18 protein-coding genes are annotated in these 14126 nt (G+C 67.4%); 13 read left to right on the forward strand and 5 right to left on the reverse strand.

Annotated elements, in window-relative coordinates:
• From B7G54_RS13650 to B7G54_RS13680, 7 genes are all read left to right on the forward strand, one after another.
• A partial coding sequence (locus B7G54_RS13650) for a serine hydroxymethyltransferase (RefSeq protein ID WP_133059165.1) occupies window positions 1-674 on the forward strand: 674 nt, incomplete at its 5' end.
• Between the two features lie 6 nt (window positions 675-680).
• Complete coding sequence (nrdR, locus tag B7G54_RS13655) at window positions 681-1160, forward strand: transcriptional regulator NrdR (protein ID WP_006476792.1); 480 nt, start codon at window positions 681-683, stop codon at window positions 1158-1160.
• Between the two features lie 152 nt (window positions 1161-1312).
• On the forward strand, window positions 1313-1876 hold the full coding sequence (locus tag B7G54_RS13660) for a GspH/FimT family pseudopilin (protein ID WP_085039556.1): 564 nt from the start codon (window positions 1313-1315) through the stop codon (window positions 1874-1876).
• A gap of 5 nt (window positions 1877-1881) precedes the next feature.
• Complete coding sequence (locus B7G54_RS13665) at window positions 1882-2283, forward strand: type IV pilus modification PilV family protein (protein ID WP_244289332.1); 402 nt, start codon at window positions 1882-1884, stop codon at window positions 2281-2283.
• Complete coding sequence (locus tag B7G54_RS13670; RefSeq protein ID WP_085039558.1) at window positions 2273-3106, forward strand: PilW family protein; 834 nt, start codon at window positions 2273-2275, stop codon at window positions 3104-3106. Before B7G54_RS13665 ends, B7G54_RS13670 begins: the two co-directional genes overlap by 11 nt.
• Window positions 3107-3246: 140 nt before the next feature.
• Window positions 3247-3771 carry a hypothetical protein gene (locus B7G54_RS13675; protein WP_175130513.1) on the forward strand — a complete coding sequence of 175 codons (525 nt, stop codon included), beginning with the start codon at window positions 3247-3249 and terminating at the stop codon, window positions 3769-3771.
• A complete protein-coding gene (locus tag B7G54_RS13680) occupies window positions 3768-4214 on the forward strand; it encodes a type IV pilin protein (RefSeq protein WP_175130512.1) in 447 nt (148 codons plus the stop codon). The genes B7G54_RS13675 and B7G54_RS13680 overlap by 4 nt, the downstream gene beginning before the upstream one ends.
• A gap of 54 nt (window positions 4215-4268) precedes the next feature.
• Here the strand turns inward: B7G54_RS13680 and B7G54_RS13685 are convergent, their stop codons facing one another.
• The 3 genes from B7G54_RS13685 to B7G54_RS13695 form a co-directional block, all read right to left on the reverse strand.
• Entirely contained in the window at window positions 4269-4712 is a 444-nt protein-coding gene (locus tag B7G54_RS13685) for a DUF3318 domain-containing protein (RefSeq protein ID WP_085039559.1), read from the reverse strand.
• A gap of 43 nt (window positions 4713-4755) precedes the next feature.
• Entirely contained in the window at window positions 4756-5145 is a 390-nt protein-coding gene (locus tag B7G54_RS13690; protein ID WP_021157159.1) for a phage holin family protein, read from the reverse strand.
• Between the two features lie 123 nt (window positions 5146-5268).
• On the reverse strand, window positions 5269-5571 hold the full coding sequence (locus B7G54_RS13695) for an ElaB/YgaM/YqjD family protein (protein ID WP_085039826.1): 303 nt from the start codon (window positions 5569-5571) through the stop codon (window positions 5269-5271).
• Window positions 5572-5888: 317 nt separating this feature from the next.
• Here B7G54_RS13695 and B7G54_RS13700 point away from each other — a divergent pair, with 317 nt between their 5' ends.
• Entirely contained in the window at window positions 5889-6527 is a 639-nt protein-coding gene (locus B7G54_RS13700; RefSeq protein WP_085039560.1) for a peroxiredoxin, read from the forward strand.
• 151 nt (window positions 6528-6678) lie between these two features.
• Here B7G54_RS13700 and B7G54_RS13705 read toward each other — a convergent pair whose 3' ends face one another.
• Complete coding sequence (locus B7G54_RS13705) at window positions 6679-7866, reverse strand: acyl-CoA dehydrogenase (RefSeq protein WP_085039561.1); 1188 nt, start codon at window positions 7864-7866, stop codon at window positions 6679-6681.
• A gap of 262 nt (window positions 7867-8128) precedes the next feature.
• Here B7G54_RS13705 and B7G54_RS13710 point away from each other — a divergent pair, with 262 nt between their 5' ends.
• Together B7G54_RS13710 and B7G54_RS13715 are read left to right on the forward strand one after the other, a co-directional pair.
• On the forward strand, window positions 8129-8920 hold the full coding sequence (locus B7G54_RS13710; RefSeq protein WP_085039562.1) for an IclR family transcriptional regulator: 792 nt from the start codon (window positions 8129-8131) through the stop codon (window positions 8918-8920).
• A 136-nt stretch (window positions 8921-9056) separates the two neighbouring features.
• A complete protein-coding gene (locus B7G54_RS13715; protein WP_085039563.1) occupies window positions 9057-9467 on the forward strand; it encodes a GFA family protein in 411 nt (136 codons plus the stop codon).
• A gap of 199 nt (window positions 9468-9666) precedes the next feature.
• Here B7G54_RS13715 and B7G54_RS13720 read toward each other — a convergent pair whose 3' ends face one another.
• Window positions 9667-10470, reverse strand: a complete 804-nt coding sequence (locus tag B7G54_RS13720; RefSeq protein ID WP_085039564.1) for an EAL domain-containing protein — start codon at window positions 10468-10470, stop codon at window positions 9667-9669.
• Between the two features lie 364 nt (window positions 10471-10834).
• Between B7G54_RS13720 and B7G54_RS13730 the strand changes: the two genes are divergently transcribed.
• Genes B7G54_RS13730 through B7G54_RS13740 form a run of 3 tightly spaced genes read left to right on the forward strand, consistent with a single transcriptional unit; the run spans window position 10835 to window position 14115 of the window.
• On the forward strand, window positions 10835-12496 hold the full coding sequence (locus B7G54_RS13730; protein WP_085039565.1) for an FAD-dependent oxidoreductase: 1662 nt from the start codon (window positions 10835-10837) through the stop codon (window positions 12494-12496).
• Between the two features lie 30 nt (window positions 12497-12526).
• On the forward strand, window positions 12527-12757 hold the full coding sequence (locus B7G54_RS13735) for a DUF2783 domain-containing protein (protein ID WP_085039566.1): 231 nt from the start codon (window positions 12527-12529) through the stop codon (window positions 12755-12757).
• Window positions 12754-14115 carry an MFS transporter gene (locus tag B7G54_RS13740; protein ID WP_085039567.1) on the forward strand — a complete coding sequence of 454 codons (1362 nt, stop codon included), beginning with the start codon at window positions 12754-12756 and terminating at the stop codon, window positions 14113-14115. The genes B7G54_RS13735 and B7G54_RS13740 overlap by 4 nt, the downstream gene beginning before the upstream one ends.
• The last annotated feature ends 11 nt before the right edge of the window (window positions 14116-14126 follow it).

The raw sequence follows: 14126 nt of genomic DNA on the forward strand, positions 1-14126 counted from the left end.
AGTCGGTGGGTGCGTACCTGATGGTGGACATGGCGCACTACGCGGGCCTGATCGCGGCAGGTGTGTACCCGAACCCGGTGCCGCACGCGGACTTCGTGACGACGACGACGCACAAGAGCCTGCGCGGCCCGCGCGGCGGCGTGATCCTGATGAAGTCGGAGTACGAGAAGCCGATCAATTCGGCGATCTTCCCGGGGATCCAGGGTGGCCCGCTGATGCACGTGATCGCGGCGAAGGCAGTGGCGTTCAAGGAAGCGCTGTCGCCGGAGTTCAAGGCGTACCAGGAGAAGGTGGTCGAGAACGCACGCGTGCTGGCTGAAACGCTGGTGAAGCGCGGGCTGCGGATCGTGTCGGGCCGCACGGAGAGCCACGTGATGCTGGTGGACCTGCGTGCCAAGCACATCACGGGCAAGGCAGCGGAAGCGGCGCTGGGCGCGGCACACATCACGGTGAACAAGAACGCGATCCCGAACGATCCGGAAAAGCCGTTCGTGACGAGCGGCGTGCGCCTGGGTTCGCCGGCGATGACGACGCGCGGCTTCGGTCCGGCGGAAGCGGAACAGGTGGGCAACCTGATCGCGGACGTGCTGGACAACCCGGAAGATGCCGCGACGATCGAGCGCGTGCGCGCACAGGTCGCCGAGCTGACCAAGCGCTTCCCGGTCTATCGCTGATCGACGATGCGCTGCCCGTTCTGCCGGCATGACGACACGCAGGTCGTGGACTCGCGCGTGTCCGAAGATGGCGCCGCGATCCGGCGGCGCCGTCGCTGCTCGGCTTGCGACAAGCGCTTCACGACGTACGAGCGGGTCGAGCTGTCCCTGCCGTTCGTCGTGAAGAAGGACGGCAGCCGCACGGAATTCGACCGTCGCAAGATCGTCGCCAGCATGCAACTCGCGCTGCGCAAGCGGCCGGTTGCTGCCGACGCGATCGACGCGGCGGTCGCCCGCATCGAGTATCAACTGCTCGCGACAGGCGAGCGCGAAGTGCGTAGCGAGAAACTCGGCGAACTCGTGATGAACGAGTTGCGCGGCCTCGATACGATCGCTTATGTCCGCTTCGCATCGGTGTATCGCCGGTTCGAGGACGTTTCCGAATTTGCCGACGTGATCGAAGAGTTCCGTCGCGCCTCTCCCGCCAAGACACCGCGTAAGCGCTGACGCGCTGCGTCCGTTCATCGTCTTCTCCGTTGGTCAGTTCGCGCCGATTGTGTCGGCCGCGATCGCATGTCGCCAGTCGGCCATTCGGCAAATGGCGTGCGCCCGCACGCGTCGCTACAGTCGTCGCATCACCTTGGCGAAGGACGACTGCGATGGCACTGCACGCTCACCCCCTGAAAAATGTGTTGCGACGCTCGGGCGGGTTCACGCTCGTCGAGCTGATGATTGCCATCTCGCTGGCGGCCGGGCTCGCGCTCTATGCGGCGCCCGCGTTCGACCAGTGGTGCATGCGCGAACGCGTGGAGGCACGCTCGCGCGCGTTGCTCGGGGCGCTGTCGTTTGCACGGACCGAGGCGACGCGTCTCGGCGTGCGTGTCACGCTGTGCCGGGCCGCGAGCGGCAGCACCTGTCTGCGTGCCGGTGAGCGGTGCGATCCGGCGGAATGGTCGTGCGACTGGATCGTCAGCGGGCAGGTCGACGGGCAGTCACGCGTGCTGCGGCGCTATCCGCGCGATGCCGAAGTGGCTGTCTCGGGGGCCGCGCACGATCTCGCATTTGTACCGCCGGCCGGCCAGGCAATCGGTGGCATCCGGCGTTTCGAATTGCGTCCGCGACGCGACATGCCAGGGAGGGACGACGCGCGCGCATCACGTTGCGTGCGGATTGCGGCAGGCGGCCGGGCGCGGGTGGTCGCCGGTCGCTGCGACGCGGCGTGAGCGCCATGCGCAACGCAATGCGAGGCACGTCGCTGATCGAAGCGATGCTGGCCATCGCGCTGCTCGCGACCGTGATGCTGGCTGTGGCGGGCAGCCAGCTTGCGATGGCGCGTGCGCAGCGCGCGACGATCTGGCGTGAACGCGCGCTGTGGCTGGCCGATGCGCGTATCGAGCGCTTGCACGTAGCCGCGGGGGCCGACGATGGTCTCGCGGCGCGGGCCGCGGCGTCGCTGCCCGGCGGCGCGATGACGCGCGGTGACGGGCCGGGTGGCGTCCGCTACGCGGTTGTCGGCTGGCGCGGCGGCAATGCGGTGACCGGGCCGCGATGCGAAGCGGCGGGCAGGTCGGCGCAGCCGCCGTCGTGCGTCCGGATTCCGTACCGGGAGGCTGACGCCGATGAACGCTGATCGCCGCATGCGTGCGCATACGCTGCTTGAAGTATTGATTGCGATGACCGTCGGACTGCTCGTGCTCGCGGCAGCCGGTGCGCTGTACCACGCGCAGCGCGTCGCACAGCGGCGCGCGGACGACGGGTTCCGGATGCGCGATGCGGCCGGCACCGCACTGATGCTGATCGGCCAGCAGATCCAGATGGCAGGATTCCGGCCGCTCGATGCGGAGCGTGTGCCGTCGTTGCCGCCTGTGTTCGGCTGTTCGATGGCGCGTGTGAGGGGGAATGGCGCGCAGGTACGGTGCGAGCCCGTGCGCGCTGCGTCGGACGCGTTGCTGATCCGGTATGTCGGCGATGGCGTGTCGACGTGGGCCACTGTTAGCGGCCAGGTGTCGGATTGCCTCGGGCAGGGTGTCGGCGTGTCCGGCGAACCTGCGCCGGTGGAGAACCGCTTCGATGTGCACACCAGTCCGTCGACGGGCGAGCCCGAACTGTATTGCGAAGGAAACGGCCGTCCGGGCACGCCGCAGCCTGTCGTGTCGGGAATCGATCAGTTGCGGGTGCGCTATCTTCGTCACGGCGGCACGCAGTTCGCCGATGCCGATGGAATACGGGGCGACGACTGGCGCGATGTCGTGGCCGTGCATGTCTGCGTGCGGGCGCGCGGCGAACCGGTGGGCGAGCCGGCGCGGCACGTCGACTGCGATGGCCGCACTGTCGTTGCGCGAGACGGCCGCGCGCGTCTGACGCTCGATCGCATCGTTGCGTTGAGGAATTCCGTGCGTGCATTCGGCGATACGTCGCGCGATGCAACGGATGAACGCGAGGCGCGGCGATGAACGGGGCGGGGCAGTACACGCGGGAGCAGTCGCGATGTGTCGCGGTGGGCAACACGCATGAGCGTATCGCGACACACGGCGACGAGCCGCGGCCGGCTGCAGGTGCGGAAGCCCGGCCACCGCGCCGGCGAGCGCCACACATGCGCTTGCGGTCGGCCAGCCGCGATTGGCGTCGCGACGCGGGCCTCGCATTGCCTGCGGTGATCGCGGTTGGCGCGGCGGTCGCGGCGCTGACCGGCACGTGGTTCGAAGCGGCACTGACGGAATCGCGCCGCACGCGGGCGTTGTCCGATCGGCTGGTCGCATTCCACGCGGCCGATGCCGCGCTTGCTGCGTGCACCGCGCGACTGCGCCGAGGCTCGGCGCCCTACGTGGGCGAAGTCGAGTCGCACGCGGAGCCCGACGCGTGGCGGCGCATGCCGGCGCTGGCGGCCGCCGAAGCGTTCGCGCCGTTCGCCGGATGGCCGATGGCTGCGCAACCGCCGCGATGCCTGATCGAAGCCTGGCGCGGGGCAGGGCCGGCCGGCGCCCGCGCTTACGTCGTCACCGCGCGCGGCGTCGGTGCGCATGCATCGAGCGCCGTCTGGTTGCAGCATCAGGTCGCGATCCGCGACGGACACATCATCGCCTTGCACTGGCGTCGCGTCGCGACGGTGCTTCGATGAACGGTCGCACGTCCGTGTACCGCTCGGCGGGATTCACGCTGATCGAGCTGATGATCGTGCTCGCGATCGTCGCGGTGCTGGCCGGATGGGGCATCCCGTCGTATCGCGAGCATGTCGTGCGCGTTCATCGCGCGTCGGCGGTCGCCGCGCTGTACCGGGCGGCCCACTATCTCGAAACACTGGACGGTGTACCGCCTTCGGCATTGCCGACGGCGCTTACGCAAGCGCCGCCGGACGGGCGCGCGGTCTATCGATTGGCGCTCAGGCGGCCGGACGGCGACGGTTCGCCGGTGAACTATGAACTGGATGCAACGCCGCTCGACACGGGCCCGATGCACGACGATGCATGCGGCACGTTCACGCTGCGCTCGGACGGGACGAAGGGCAATGTGCGCAGTGACGGCGCCGACGCTCAGGTCGCGGCGTGCTGGGGCGTGCGTTGAGTTCGGCGGGAAGGCGCGCCACGGCGCATGGCCGTGCGCGCAGGATGCCGGCGATCAGTCGTCGTGCGTGTCGAGCCCGCGCTCGTCGCGGGACTGCTTCCAGATCCGGTAGACCTCCCATGCAGCGAAACCGAGGGTGCCCCACTTCAGCGCGGGCCCCGCGCTCGCGCGCAGCAGCGAGCGAACGGGTTTTGCGAGCACGAGCGATGCGAGCGAACTCAGCATCGGATACTGGTTGACGAGCTGGCCGAGGCTCGCGTTCAAGTTCTTGGCAGACTGGCTGAACTTGTTGCTGGACAGGCCGGGGATGAACACCTTGAGCCAGCTGAAGCGCGTGACGGCTTGGCGCATTTCGCCGGCGGCTTCCGCGAGTTCGAGCCGCTCGACTTCGGATCGCAGGATCAGCAGTTCCTTGCGGAGCGCGCGATGCTGCGACGCGCTCCAGTTCGATCGCGACGAATGGGAGCGGGGTGAATTGCCCGTGATGTTCTGGCTCATGGCGCGTCGGCGAAGTAGGTGGGAGGGGTGAGCGCGACTGCGTTCACGGCTTGCCGCGGAACAGTTCGCGGTCTTTCTCGAGTTCGGCGAGCGTCGCTTCGAATACGGTTGGCGCATCGCGCAGGCCCGAGCGGGCCTTCAATGCGCATGCGATCCCGCCTGCGGCATACAGCGCGGTGATCGCCGCGAGCGACTGCCAGCGGTAGGTATCCCAGAACGCGATCGCGACGAGCACGGTCAGGCTGATGAGTGCCATCGTCGCGAGCATCATTGCGGCGAGCCCGAGGAACAGCACGCCCATCAGGCGCTCCTTCTCCTCGGCGAGCTCGATGCCGACCAGTTCGAGGCGCGTTTGCAGAAGTCCGATCGCGGAGCCGACGAGGCGGCGCAGCGGTCCTTGGCCGGACGGCTGCGAGGTGGTGTCTGTCGTCATGGGTGAGGTGCGTGCGCGTGCAGTGTACAGCTAGGACAAAGCCGGCCGGCGGAAACCGCCGGCAGGCTTCGACGCCCGCAGGCCGCGTGACGCGGCCAACGGGACGAAACGGCGCAGATCGCGTTACTTGCGGTTGATCAGCAGGCCGATCAGCACACCGACGCCGGCGGCGACGCCGATCGACGTCCACGGATGCTCGTGCACGTAATCGTCGGTCGCACGTGCGGCCTTCTTGCCTTTCTCGACCACCACGACCTGGACGTCGGCTGCCTTTTCCTTGGCCTGCTTCAGGTGCGACATGGCTTTCTCGCGCAGCTCGGCCGCACGGTCGCCCGTGCTGCTCGCGGCTTGCTTGAGCAGGTCTTCGGCGTCCGAGAGAACGGTTTTGATATCCGACATCAGTTTCTCCTTGTTGATTTCCGACATTGCAACTCCCTTCATGCTGTCATGCTGCAGGTTCACATCGTAGCGAAACGCCTGCCTGCTGGCGAGCCGGGAAGACACACGACGGTGGGCAAGACCGCATGGTAAACGACTTGTAATCATCAACAGAGCGGCAAATGGGGTGAAAAGTTTCCCGTTTGGCCACCTGTCCGGCACCGACACCGGGCAAAAATGACAAAAAAGAATGAATATCAAACGGAATAATCGTTCGCACGCTCCATTGCTTCCCGTAAGCTGACAGACTTTCCCGCGCCGACCCGGGCGCGGTTTCAACCAGCACCGTTCGAGGAGGGAACATCATGAGTCTGCGTCTTGGCGACATCGCACCGGATTTCGAGCAGGAATCGAGCCTGGGCCCGATCAAGTTTCACGAGTGGCTGGGTGACGGCTGGGGTGTCCTGTTCTCGCACCCGGCCGACTACACGCCGGTGTGCACGACCGAGCTGGGGTTGACCTCGAAGCTGAAGGGCGAATTCGAGAAGCGCAACGTGAAGGTGATCGCGCTGTCGGTCGACGGTGTCGAATCGCACAAGGGCTGGATCAACGACATCAACGACACGCAGTCGACGGTCGTCGGTTTTCCGATCATCGCCGACGCCGACCGCAAGGTGTCGCAGCTGTACGACATGATCCACCCGAACGCGAACGAAACGCTGACGGTGCGTTCGCTGTTCGTGATCGACCCGAACAAGAAGGTGCGGCTCACCATCACGTATCCGGCCAGCACGGGGCGCAACTTCGACGAAGTGCTGCGCGTGATCGACTCGCTGCAGCTGACCGACAACTACAAGGTTGCGACGCCCGGCAACTGGAAGGATGGCGACGACGTCGTGATCGTGCCGTCGCTGCAGGATCCGGAAGAGCTGAAGAAGCGTTTCCCGAAGGGCTTCAACGCAGTGCGTCCGTATCTGCGCCTCACGCCGCAGCCGAACAAGTAAGCATCGGCTGAGCGTGAACGCGATACCGGGCTGGCGGCCCGGCGCGCAGATCCGGTGAAAAACGGCCCGCCCGGCAGTCACGCCGGTCGGGCCATTTTTTTTGCGCGTGCGCGGGCGCGGCCTGGCGGCCGAGCGCGCCGCATCCGGGCGATCAGAAGAACGCCTGGATGCCCGTTTGCGCGCGGCCGAGGATCAGCGCGTGGATGTCGTGCGTGCCTTCGTACGTGTTGACCACTTCGAGATTCACGAGGTGCCGAGCGACGCCGAATTCGTCGGAGATCCCGTTGCCGCCGAGCATGTCGCGCGCGAGCCGTGCGATGTCGAGCGCCTTGCCGCACGAGTTGCGCTTCATGATCGACGTGATCTCGACGGCCGCCGTGCCTTCGTCCTTCATCCGGCCGAGGCGCAGCACGCCTTGCAGGCCGAGCGTGATTTCGGTCTGCATGTCGGCGAGCTTCTTCTGGATCAGCTGGTTTGCGGCGAGCGGCCGGCCGAACTGCTGGCGGTCGAGTACGTACTGGCGGGCGGTGTGCCAGCAGGACTCGGCGGCGCCGAGCGCGCCCCACGCGATCCCGTAGCGGGCCGAATTCAGGCACGTGAACGGGCCGCGCAGGCCGCTCACGTTCGGCATCAGGTTCTCTTCGGGGACGAACACCTCGTCGAGGACGATCTCGCCGGTGATCGAGGCGCGCAGCCCGACCTTGCCGTGAATCGCGGGTGCCGACAGGCCTTTCCAGCCTTTCTCGAGGATGAAGCCGCGGATCGCGTCCTTGCCGTTTTCTTCCAGCTTCGCCCACACGACGAACACGTCGGCGATCGGCGAGTTCGTGATCCACATCTTCGCGCCGGACAGCGAGTAGCCGCCGGGCACCTTCTTCGCGCGGGTGACCATGCTGCCTGGGTCGGAGCCGTGGTTCGGCTCGGTCAGCCCGAAGCAGCCGATCCATTCGCCGGTTGCGAGCTTCGGCAGGTATTTCTGCTTCTGCGCGTCGGAGCCGAATTCGTAGATCGGGACCATCACGAGCGACGACTGCACGGACATCATGGACCGGTAGCCCGAGTCGACGCGCTCGACTTCGCGCGCGATCAGCCCGTAGCTCACGTAATTGAGACCGGGGCCGCCGTATTCTTCGGGAATCGTCGGGCCGAGCAGGCCGACTTCGCCCATTTCGCGGAAGATTTCGGCGTCGGTGCGCTCGTGGCGGAATGCCTCGGTCACGCGCGGCGCGAGCTTGTCCTGCGCGTAAGCTTGCGCGGCGTCGCGCACCATCCGCTCTTCTTCGGTCAGTTGCTGGTTGAGCAGCAGCGGATCGTCCCAATGAAAAGTTGCAGCACTCATCGTCTCATCTCCTGTCGACCCGAGTTAGCGCTTCAGCGCTTACTCGGGTCCCATGCTTCGCGGTCGACCCGAGTTGGTACTTCAGCGCTTACTCGGGTCCCATGCTTTGCGGTCGACCCGAGTTGGCGCTTCGGCGCTTACCCGGGCCCCATGCTTCGCGGTCGGTCCCTGATTCAGCCGGGTTTCATGCCTGAGAGTTTGCTTGACTGAAGTTCCGCTGTGCGGAACAATGTTTTGCAAATCGAACCCAGTGTAGCACCAGATGACACTTTCAACCATCGACGAAACCACGATCGACGAACGCAAGTTCGTCGTCGCGCTCGCGCGCGGGCTCGACCTGCTGCGCGCGTTCCGGCCCGGCGAGACGATGCTCGGCAACCGCGACTTCGCCGAGCGCACGGGGCTGCCTAAGGCAACCGTGAACCGGCTCGCCTACACGCTGACCGTGCTCGGCTACCTGCGCTATGACGAGACGCTCGGAAAGTATGCACTCGACGCCGGCGTGCTGTCGCTCGGCTACGCGCTGCTGTCGGGCTCGGGGACGATCGACCTCGCGCGGCCGCACATGCAGGCGCTCGCGCGCGACATCGGCGCGGCCGTGTCGCTCGGCTGCCGCGACGGGCTCGACATGATCTATCTGGAGACGATCCGCAGCGAGACCGCGCTGACGCTCGGGCTTGCGCCTGGCTCGCGGCTGTCGATGCTGACGAGTTCGATGGGACGCGCGTACCTGGCCGTGCAGCCGGAGGACGTGCGCCGCGCGCTCCTTGCGGAGCTACATCGAGCGGCCGGCGGCGCGGCCGACGCCGATGCGCTCGTCGCCGCTGCGCAGCACGCGGTGGCCGAGTTCTCGTCAGGTGGCTGTTGCTATTCGTTTCGGGCGTGGCACATGGACGTCAACGCGGCGGCCGTCCCGTTTCGCGAGCCGCGCGAGGGGCGCTGGCTGATCCTGAGCTGCAGCGGCCCCGCATCGTCGATGGACGAGGACGTGTTCCGTACGCAAGTCGGGCCGAAGCTGAAGGCGCTCGCGCAGCGGCTCGGACAGACGGCCTGAGCAGGGCGGCGCGCGGCACGGGTTCGGTCGCCGGAACGGGCGGTACCGGACGAGGGCGGCACCGCCGCCCTTGGTTGTGCCGCGGGCGAACCGGGCGCATGATCGTTCGCCAGCTTGTCGACGGAGAGGGTTTGCCATGTCTCACGCAGAACCGATGGAAGGCGGATGCGCATGTGGCGCGATCCGGTACCGGATCGCCCATGTTCCGGCCGACGCCGGTTTTTGCCACTGCCGGCTCTGCCAGCGCACGACCGGCGCCGCGGTCGTCGCATCGGCATCGGTGCCGATCGACGCGTTCGAATACCTGCAAGGTGAGCCGACGATCTATGCGTCGAGCACGTGGGGCGAGCGGCGCTTCTGCGGCCGGTGTGGCGCGCAGCTCGAATACCGGCTCAGCGACGCACCCGGGACGGTCGAGATCAATTACGCGACGCTCGACGAGCCGTCGCGGCTGCGCCCGGCCTGGCATGTCTGGTACGGGGATCGCTTCCCGGGCATCGAGATCGACGACGATTTGCCCAAGTACGACGATGGCGGACGAACGTAGGCGATAGGCAAGCTTCGGCACCGAAGCACCGAAGACGGGCGACGCATGATCCAGCGAAGTCGGTTCATCCACGCGGGCGGCAACACGCTGGTGGACGCCGGGCGGCGGGTCAAGCCGGGCGGCCCGATCCCCTGTCAATCACCCGATGTCCCGCATCCGGCGCGCCACTCCTCGCGCGTGCTGTGTCCACCTCATCCACTCAGGCCGTCACGACCTTCGCAAACACGGGCCCCTGCATGAACCGCACGTCGTGCTGGCGCAGCAGCTCGCACTGCGTCTCGTCGACGACGCCGTCGAAGATCAGCGGAATCCGCACGCGCTGCGCATACGCGACGAGCGCCTTGACCATCCCGTCGCGCAACGCGATGCCCGCATCCATCTTGATGTAGTCGGGGCGCGCCATCTCCGATTCGACCGCGAGGATACGGCCCGGGTCGGGCAGCTTGTCCGCGACCTTGAAGCCGTGATGCTGGTAGCTGCGCGTCAGGTAGCCGAGAAAGGTCTTGTGTGCGACCGCGACCGCCGGCAGCTCGATCACGATCCGCTCGGCCGGCAGCCCGAAGCGCTGCAGCACCGACGAGAAATGCTTGCCGTGGTCGTACTTCACGCTCTTCAGCAGCCGTTCGTGCACGCGCAGGAACAGCAGCCCGTGGCGCTGCGCGCCGAAGAAGTTGATCGCGTGCAGCGCGCGCGACAGGCGGTCGATCGCGACGAGCGTCTGGTCGTCGACGGCCGAGTCGACCGGGTCGTGCGGCGCACCCGTGACGACGGTGACGGCCTGGAAGCCGAGCTCGTCGCCATAGCGCTCGATTGTGTCGGCGAACGACGTCGACTGCGGTGCGCCCGGCATCGTCACGTCGTAGATCGGTTCGTAGGCGCTGCCGAGCGAGCGCTCGGGCAGGTTCGCGCTTGCGGTGCCGCCATCGGCGAGCGCGAGGTGATCCCGCAGATACGGCAGTTGCCCGGCACGGGCGACCAGCTCGGGAATGGTGGGCGGAATCATCGGCGTAAGAAGGAAAAACGGCGGCCGAACGGGCCGCCTCGTATCTTGATATTAGCAGCGCCGGCCAAGCTCGGCTTGGCGTTTCGCTCATATGGTTATCCCGTCCTGGAGACTTCGCCTAGGGTTTACGTTGATTTCACTATTCGTAATTGGTTTTACTATTCGTAAATCCAAGATTTGTCGCCGATCAAGAAATGCGGCATGCGGGCGCCGCGAAACGGCGCCGTTCACGAATCAACAGGAAGCAAGGAGCGAGACGTGGCGGTTGACAGGAATTGCACGCGGGACGGCGGTGCGGTGCGCCGGCAGGCGTCGGGCGGGATGGCGGGCGTGCCGGCGAGCGCCCGGCAGGGTTGAGGAGCGGATGGCGACCATGAGCATCGATTACCAGACGCTGAAGTTCGAATACCGGCCGCGCGCGCATGACGCGGCCGTTCACCCGGTGATCGTCGTCGGCGCGGGCCCGGTGGGCCTGTCGGCCGCGATCGACCTCGCGCAGCAGGGCGTGCCCGTTGTGCTGCTCGACGATGACGACACGCTGTCGACCGGCTCGCGCGCGATCTGCTTCGCGAAACGCACGCTCGAGATCTTCGACCGGCTCGGCTGCGGCGAGCGCTTCGTCGACAAGGGCGTGAGCTGGCACGTCGGCAAGGTGTTCCTGCAGGACGAGCAGCTCTACGCGTTCGACCTGTTGCCCGAGGAAGGGCATGCGCGCCCGGCGTTCATCAACCTGCAGCAATACTACGTCGAAGGCTATCTGGCCGACCGCGCGTTCGAACTGCCGAACATCGACATCCGCTGGAAGCACAAGGTGACGGGCATCGACCAGTCGGCCGAACACGCGGTGGTGACGATCGAGACGCCGGAAGGCATCGCGACGCTGCGCGCGCAGTACGTGATCGCGGCCGATGGCTCGCGCAGCCCGATGCGCGCGATGATGGGCCTCGAAAGCCACGGCCGCACGTTCAAGGATCGCTTCCTGATCGCCGACGTGAAGATGAAGGCGGAGTTTCCGACCGAGCGCTGGTTCTGGTTCGACCCGCCGTTCCACCCCAATCAGTCGGTGCTGCTGCATCGCCAGCCCGACAACGTGTGGCGCATCGACTTCCAGCTCGGCTGGGATGCCGACCCGGTCGCCGAGAAGCAGCCGGAGCGCGTGATCCCGCGCGTGCGCGCGCTGCTCGGGCCGGACGTCGAGTTCGAGCTCGAGTGGGTGAGCGTCTATACGTTCCGCTGCCAGCGGATGGATACCTTCCGTCACGGCCGCGTGCTGTTCGCGGGCGATTCCGCGCACGGCGTGTCGCCGTTCGGCGCGCGCGGCGCGAACAGCGGCGTGCAGGACGCCGACAACCTCGCATGGAAGCTGAAGCTCGTGCTCGACGGCCGTTCGGCCGACAGCCTGCTCGATACGTATGCGAGCGAGCGCGAGTTCGCGGCCGACGAGAACATCCGCAACTCGACGCGCTCGACTGACTTCATCACGCCGAAGAGCCCGGTGTCGCGCGTGTTTCGCGACGCGACGCTGAAGCTTGCGCGCGACTGCGAGTTCGCGCGCAAGCTCGTGAACAGCGGCCGTCTGTCGGTGCCGGCGGTGCTGGCCGATTCGCCGCTGAACACGCCGGACCGCAACGGCGATGCCTTCGCCGGCGCGATGCGGCCGGGCGCGGCGGCGGCCGATGCGCCGGTGCGTGCGCAAGGCGCGTCGGGCTGGCTGCTGCAGCATCTGGGCGGCGGCTTCACCGGCGTGCTGTTCGGGCTGCCGGGCGATGCGGCCGCGCTTGCGCAGGCGCTCGACGGCCTCGCGCTGCCGGTGCGGCCCGTGCTTGTCGTGCCGGCCGGCCATGCGCAGCCGGTCACGGGTGTCGACGTCGTGGAGGATGTCGACGGTTTCGCCGCGCAACGCTACGACGCGAAGCCCGGCACGTTCTACCTGCTACGCCCCGACCAGCATGTCTGCGCCCGCACGCGCACGCTCGACCGTCAGGCGCTTGCCGACGCACTGGCGCGCGCGACCTGCGCACGCTGAGCACACGATAACGATACCGGAGACTCCGTCATGCCCTCACTCGACACCCGCCCGCGCCTGGCTGACCCGGACGCGTTCTACGAAGCGCTGATCGACATGCATCGCGACCTGTCCGACGCCGACAGCCAGCTCGTCAACGCGAAGCTGATCCTGCTGCTCGCGAACCAGATCGGCGACGCCGACGTGCTGCGCGAAGCGATGGCACTCGCGCGGCAGGGCGTGACGCCGCCCGTGCATCCGGCCGCCGAGGTGACGCAATGAGCGCGGCGCCGGCCGACGCACGCGTGCTCGAAGTCGAGCGCGTGATCGACGAGACCCATTGCCCGGGCTTTCACTGGATGCTGCTGGTGCTGTGCGGGCTGTGCCTCGTGATCGACGGTTTCGATGCGCAGGCGATGGGCTACGTCGCACCGAGCGTGATCGCCGAATGGGGCGTGCCGAAGCAGGCACTCGGCCCGGTGTTCAGCGCGAGCCTGTTCGGGATGTTGCTCGGCGCGCTCGGGCTGTCGGTGCTGGCCGACCGGATCGGGCGGCGCCCGGTGCTGATCGGCTCGACGCTGTTCTTCGCGGTGACGATGCTCGCGACGCCGTTCGCGGGATCGATCCCGGTGTTGATGGCGCTGCGCTTCGTCACGGGCCTCGGCCTCGGCTGCATCATGCCGAACGCGATGGCCCTGGTCGGCGAGTTCAGCCCGGCCGCGCATCGCGTGAAGCGGATGATGATCGTGTCGTGCGGCTTCACGCTCGGCGCGGCGCTTGGCGGCTTCATCAGCGCCGCGCTGATTCCGGCGCTCGGCTGGCGGTCGGTGTTCTTCGTCGGCGGCGCGGTGCCGCTCGTGCTGACGATCGCGATGGTCGCGCGGCTGCCCGAATCGCTGCAGTTCCTCGTGCTGAAAGGGCGCATCGCGCAGGCGCGCGACTGGCTTGCGCGCTTCGCGCCGCAGGCCGGCATCGATGCGAACACGCGGCTCGTCGTGCGCGAGCGCGCTGCAACCGGCGCGCCGGTTGCCGAGCTGTTCAGCCACGGCCGCCTGCCGGTCACGCTGCTGCTGTGGGCGATCAGCTTCATGAACCTGATCGATCTGTACTTCCTGTCGAACTGGCTGCCGACCGTGATGCGCGACGCGGGCTATTCGCCGGGCACGGCCGTGATCGTCGGCACGGTGCTGCAGACGGGCGGCGTGATCGGCACGCTGTCACTCGGCTGGTTCATCGAACGCTACGGCTTCGTGCGCGTGCTGTTCGCGTGCTTCGCGTGCGCGGCCGTGTCGGTGGGGCTGATCGGCTCGGTCGCGCATGCGCTGCCGTGGCTGCTGGTGGTGGTGTTCGCGGGCGGGTTCTGCGTGGTCGGCGGGCAGCCGGCCGTGAACGCGCTCGCGGGCCAGTATTACCCGACGTCGCTGCGCTCCACGGGCATCGGCTGGAGCCTCGGCATCGGCCGGATCGGCTCGGTGCTCGGGCCGCTCGTCGGCGGACAACTGATTGCGCTCAACTGGTCGAACGGCGCGCTGTTCCACGCGGCCGCGGTGCCCGTGCTGTGCTCGGCGCTGTTCGTTCTCGGCCTGGCGGGCGTGACGCGGCGCAACGGCGTGCAGGCGCCGAACGCCGCCATGAATTGAGGGAGAAAGGA

The sequence above is a fragment of the Burkholderia puraquae genome (assembly GCF_002099195.1).
Classification (GTDB): domain Bacteria; phylum Pseudomonadota; class Gammaproteobacteria; order Burkholderiales; family Burkholderiaceae; genus Burkholderia; species Burkholderia puraquae.

Bases quoted from the DNA above. Each gene is read 5' to 3' on its own strand.
- B7G54_RS13715 (WP_085039563.1), top strand. From the start codon at position 9,057: ATGTCTCACGCAGAACCGATGGAAGGCGGATGCGCATGTGGCGCGATC.
- B7G54_RS13730 (WP_085039565.1), top strand. From the start codon at position 10,835: ATGGCGACCATGAGCATCGATTACCAGACGCTGAAGTTCGAATACCGG.
- B7G54_RS13720 (WP_085039564.1), bottom strand. From the start codon at position 10,470: ATGATTCCGCCCACCATTCCCGAGCTGGTCGCCCGTGCCGGGCAACTG.
- B7G54_RS13675 (WP_175130513.1), top strand. From the start codon at position 3,247: ATGCGCTTGCGGTCGGCCAGCCGCGATTGGCGTCGCGACGCGGGCCTC.
- B7G54_RS13710 (WP_085039562.1), top strand. From the start codon at position 8,129: ATGACACTTTCAACCATCGACGAAACCACGATCGACGAACGCAAGTTC.
- B7G54_RS13660 (WP_085039556.1), top strand. From the start codon at position 1,313: ATGGCACTGCACGCTCACCCCCTGAAAAATGTGTTGCGACGCTCGGGC.
- B7G54_RS13735 (WP_085039566.1), top strand. From the start codon at position 12,527: ATGCCCTCACTCGACACCCGCCCGCGCCTGGCTGACCCGGACGCGTTC.
- nrdR (WP_006476792.1), top strand. From the start codon at position 681: ATGCGCTGCCCGTTCTGCCGGCATGACGACACGCAGGTCGTGGACTCG.
- B7G54_RS13670 (WP_085039558.1), top strand. From the start codon at position 2,273: ATGAACGCTGATCGCCGCATGCGTGCGCATACGCTGCTTGAAGTATTG.
- B7G54_RS13700 (WP_085039560.1), top strand. From the start codon at position 5,889: ATGAGTCTGCGTCTTGGCGACATCGCACCGGATTTCGAGCAGGAATCG.
- B7G54_RS13690 (WP_021157159.1), bottom strand. From the start codon at position 5,145: ATGACGACAGACACCACCTCGCAGCCGTCCGGCCAAGGACCGCTGCGC.
- B7G54_RS13740 (WP_085039567.1), top strand. From the start codon at position 12,754: ATGAGCGCGGCGCCGGCCGACGCACGCGTGCTCGAAGTCGAGCGCGTG.
- B7G54_RS13695 (WP_085039826.1), bottom strand. From the start codon at position 5,571: ATGTCGGAAATCAACAAGGAGAAACTGATGTCGGATATCAAAACCGTT.
- B7G54_RS13685 (WP_085039559.1), bottom strand. From the start codon at position 4,712: ATGAGCCAGAACATCACGGGCAATTCACCCCGCTCCCATTCGTCGCGA.
- B7G54_RS13705 (WP_085039561.1), bottom strand. From the start codon at position 7,866: ATGAGTGCTGCAACTTTTCATTGGGACGATCCGCTGCTGCTCAACCAG.
- B7G54_RS13680 (WP_175130512.1), top strand. From the start codon at position 3,768: ATGAACGGTCGCACGTCCGTGTACCGCTCGGCGGGATTCACGCTGATC.
- B7G54_RS13665 (WP_244289332.1), top strand. From the start codon at position 1,882: ATGCGCAACGCAATGCGAGGCACGTCGCTGATCGAAGCGATGCTGGCC.